Annotated in this window: 5 protein-coding genes; 2 read left to right on the forward strand and 3 right to left on the reverse strand. The window is 72.0% G+C overall.

The window, feature by feature from the left end:
• Nucleotides 1-295: 295 nt before the first annotated feature.
• Complete coding sequence (locus A7A76_RS16245; RefSeq protein ID WP_206412169.1) at nucleotides 296-1,189, forward strand: hypothetical protein; 894 nt, start codon at nucleotides 296-298, stop codon at nucleotides 1,187-1,189.
• A gap of 85 nt (nucleotides 1,190-1,274) precedes the next feature.
• The gene (locus tag A7A76_RS16250; RefSeq protein WP_206412170.1) at nucleotides 1,275-2,153 is read left to right on the forward strand and encodes a hypothetical protein; all 879 of its coding nucleotides are present in this window, start codon (nucleotides 1,275-1,277) and stop codon (nucleotides 2,151-2,153) included.
• Nucleotides 2,154-2,193: 40 nt separating this feature from the next.
• Here the strand turns inward: A7A76_RS16250 and A7A76_RS16255 are convergent, their stop codons facing one another.
• The 3 genes from A7A76_RS16255 to A7A76_RS16265 all read right to left on the reverse strand — a co-directional run.
• The gene (locus A7A76_RS16255) at nucleotides 2,194-2,448 is read right to left on the reverse strand and encodes a hypothetical protein (protein WP_206412171.1); all 255 of its coding nucleotides are present in this window, start codon (nucleotides 2,446-2,448) and stop codon (nucleotides 2,194-2,196) included.
• Between the two features lie 13 nt (nucleotides 2,449-2,461).
• Nucleotides 2,462-3,274 carry an orotidine-5'-phosphate decarboxylase gene (pyrF, locus tag A7A76_RS16260; RefSeq protein WP_206412172.1) on the reverse strand — a complete coding sequence of 271 codons (813 nt, stop codon included), beginning with the start codon at nucleotides 3,272-3,274 and terminating at the stop codon, nucleotides 2,462-2,464.
• On the reverse strand, nucleotides 3,271-3,495 hold a 225-nt coding region (locus A7A76_RS16265), incomplete at its 5' end, for a hypothetical protein (protein ID WP_206412173.1). The genes A7A76_RS16265 and pyrF, both read right to left, overlap by 4 nt.

The raw sequence follows: 3,495 nt of genomic DNA on the forward strand, positions 1-3,495 counted from the left end.
GCCGAGCGCGGCCAGCCCGGCGGCCAGCGCGCGGCGGCGGGACGGCGAGGCGGGCGCGGCGGAATCGGTGGAGTGGGCGGAGCCGGCGGAATCTTCGCGAGCGGCCGGAGCGGCGACAGCGGCGGAATGGGCGTTCATGCCGCCCAGCCTAGCCGGCGAAGCCCGCATTGGCGACGACCGCCAGCGTGATCGCCGCCGCGCTCGCCGCGTGCGTTGCGGCGTGAGGCGCGCCCTCACGGCGGCGTTCGTATAGTCGGCCGGCGCGGGCAGGGGGCCCGGTCCCGGAGGGACGGCGATGTCGTTGACCTTGTTGAACCGCCTGTTCGGCGGCCGCGGATCCGCACCGGCGCAGGCCGCCGCACTGCCGGCCGATCCGCTCGACCTGCACAGCTTCGCCGAGCGCCACGCCCAGGCCTTGCGCGCGGCCTGGCCGCAGGCGCGGGTGCGGCTGAGCTTCGGCGCGCACCTGGCCGACACCCGCATCGATTGGTCGCTGGCCGACGGATTCGCCGACGCCCAGTTCGTCGGCGACGGCTACCGGCGCTATCTCGCCGCGCCCGCGGCGCTGGAACAGGTGCTGGCCGAACAGGTCGCGGCCGCGCGCGAAGCGCGCCGCCGCTACGAGCGCGGCGCCGAAGCCGCGCGCGACGACGCCATCCTCCCGGTGCTCAAGACCCGCGCCTGGCACGAGCTGGCGCTGCAGCAGGCGCGTTCGATCGGCGGCGGCGCGCGCAGCGCGTTCGTGATCGAGCCGCTGGCCGGCGACCTGGTGCTGACCTATGCCGAAGACCGGCCCGAATCGATGGACTACCTGTCGCCGGCCGAAGCCGAGCGCCGCGGCCTCGACCGCGACGCCCTGCGCGCCTGCGCGCTGCGCAACCTGCGCCGGTTCCTGCCGGAGCTGGAAGTGCAGGGCGCCGACGGCCTCTACGCCGCACGCCTGGACCGCAACTACGACGCCAGCATGGCGCTGCTGTTCGAGCACTGGCGCGATCGCGCGCCGGTGCGCGGCGAGGCGGTGTTCGCGATCGCCGCGCGCGACGAACTGCTGCTGTGCGGCAGCGACGACCGCCCCGCCTTGCGCGCGCTGCGCACGGTGGCGCAGGAGATCGCGCGCGATTCGGCCTACGGCCTGTCGGCGCAATTGTTCGTGCAGCGCGACGGCGCGCTGCGCGCGTTCGAAGGCTGAACCGGGCGGGCGCCGCGGCGCGGCGATGACGCGCTGCGATACGGCGGTATAGTCGGCCTACCCCAATGACCACAAGGAACCGGTCGTGTCTTTCCTGAGCAAGCTGTTCGGCCGCAAACCGGCCGCGTCCTCCGCCGCATCCCCCGCCCTCCTCGACCTGCCGGCCTTCGCCCAGCGCTTCGCCGGCGAGCTGCGCGACGCCTTTCCCGACGCGTACATCCGCATCGTCCCCGGCGCGCAGAACGAGGCGCGCATCGACGTGTCGCTGCCCGGCGAAATCCAGGCGGGGTTGCAACTGGGCAACGCCTACCAGCGCTATCTGAGCGAGCCGCACGCGCTCGACGCCGTGCTCGCCGACCAGATGGCGTCGGTGCGCGAGATGCAGCGCCGGCTGTCGGCCGAGGACCAGGACGAGGACGCGGGCACGGTGCTGCCGGTCATCAAGACCCGCGACTGGCACGAAACCGCGATGGGCCAATTGCGCGCCTCGCAACCGGGGATGGACGCCGCGCCGTTCGTGGTCGAACCGCTGGCGGGCGATCTGATCGTGACCTACGTGCTCGACACGACGGCCTCGATGAGTTTTCTTTCGCCGCAAGAAGCCGAGCAGCGCGAACTGCGCGGCGCTGCGCTGCGCGCGCACGCGCTGGAGAACCTGGCCCGTTCGCTGCCGCAGCTGCAGCTGCAGGGCGGCGGCGGCCGCTACGCCGCGCGCCTGGACCGCAACTACGACGCGGGCATGGCGCTGCTGTTCGAGCATTGGCGCGACCGCATCGAACTGCGCGGCGAGCCGGTGTTCGCGATCGCCGCGCGCGACGAGCTGATGGTGTGCGGCAGCGACGACGGCGAGAGCGTGGCCGCGCTGCGCGAGATCGCGCAGGAGATCGCGCGCAGCTCGCCGTACGGCCTGTCGTCCGGTCTGTTCGTCTGGCGCGACGGCGGCCTGCGCGCGTTCGAGGGCTGACGGCCATGCGTGGCGAGGCGGCCTGCGGCCGCTTCGCCGGCTAAGCCGCCGCTTCGATCAAGGCCTGTTCGAGCTCGGCCAGTTCCTGCCGCGAGAACGCGTCCACCGCGTCGACCTGCGCGCCGCAGGCGAGGTCGAACTTGACGTTGAAGCGGCGGCCGCCGCTGCGGCACAGGAACACGTCGGCCTCGGGCATCGTCCCGCGCTGCAGGAATTCGATCCGGCCGCGCCGGTGCAGCGCGGCTACCGCCGTCTCTACCTGGGCGAGGTCCAGTTCGTGCAGTTTCGCCGCCATCGGCGCCGCCGCCTCAGCGGTAGCGGTTGATCTCGTCGCGCAGCGCGCGCGCCGCGGCGGTCGCGGCGTCGGCGTAATCGTCGCCGCCGGAGGCGTACAGGATCGCGCGCGAGCTGTTGATCATCAGGCCGGTGCCGTCGGCGCTCCTGGCGTTGCTCACCACCGCCTGCGCATCGCCACCCTGGGCGCCGACGCCGGGCACCAGCAGCGGCAGCTCGCCGACGATGGCGCGCACTTCGCGCAACTGCTCCGGCCAGGTCGCGCCGACCACCAGCGCGCAGTTGCCGTGGCCGTTCCATTCGTTGGCGACCTTCTCGGCCACGCGCTGATAGAGCGGGCGGCCGCCGACATCGAGATCCTGCAGGTCGCCGGCGCCGGGATTGGAGGTGCGGCACAGCACCACCACGCCGCGGTCGGCGCGGTCGAGGAAGGGCTGGGCGGAATCGCGGCCCATGTACGGGTTCACCGTCACCGCGTCGGCGCGGTAGCGGTCGAAGGCTTCGCTGACGTAGTGCTGGGCGGTGCTGCCGATGTCGCCGCGCTTGCTGTCCAGGATCACCGGCACCTCGGGATGGCGCGCGTGGATGTGGGCGATCAGCCGCGCCAGCGCGTCTTCGGCGCCCAGCGCGGCGAAGTGGGCGATCTGCGGCTTGAACGCGCAGGCGAATTCGGCGGTGGCGTCGACGATGTCGCGGTTGAAGGCGAACACGGCGTCGGCGTCGGCGGCGAATTTGGCCGGGAACCGGGGCGGTTCCGGGTCCAGGCCCACGCAGACCAGGGTGTCGGCTTGCTGCCAGCGGCGGCGCAATGTCTGCATGAAGCTCATGGGGAATTCCTTCGTGGTGCGGTGATGAGGTTGGGAGTCGCCGCTTCTACCCCGTCATTCCGGCGAAAGCCGGAGTCCATTTTGATTTTGCTCTTGGTTTCTTTGGCGCGTGGGAGAGCAAGAGCAAAATGGATTCCGGCTTTCGCCGGAATGACGGCGTGGAGGTTTGTAGCTTTGGAGTGCGACGGCGGGGCTACGCAGTTTCGGTTGGATTCCGGCTT

The sequence above is a fragment of the Lysobacter enzymogenes genome, from assembly GCF_017168095.1.
Lineage (GTDB): Bacteria > Pseudomonadota > Gammaproteobacteria > Xanthomonadales > Xanthomonadaceae > Lysobacter > Lysobacter enzymogenes_D.

What these genes read in the sequence shown, in the direction of transcription:
- pyrF (WP_206412172.1), bottom strand. Translation starts at nt 3,274, where the DNA reads ATGAGCTTCATGCAGACATTGCGCCGCCGCTGGCAGCAAGCCGACACC.
- A7A76_RS16255 (WP_206412171.1), bottom strand. Translation starts at nt 2,448, where the DNA reads ATGGCGGCGAAACTGCACGAACTGGACCTCGCCCAGGTAGAGACGGCG.
- A7A76_RS16245 (WP_206412169.1), top strand. Translation starts at nt 296, where the DNA reads ATGTCGTTGACCTTGTTGAACCGCCTGTTCGGCGGCCGCGGATCCGCA.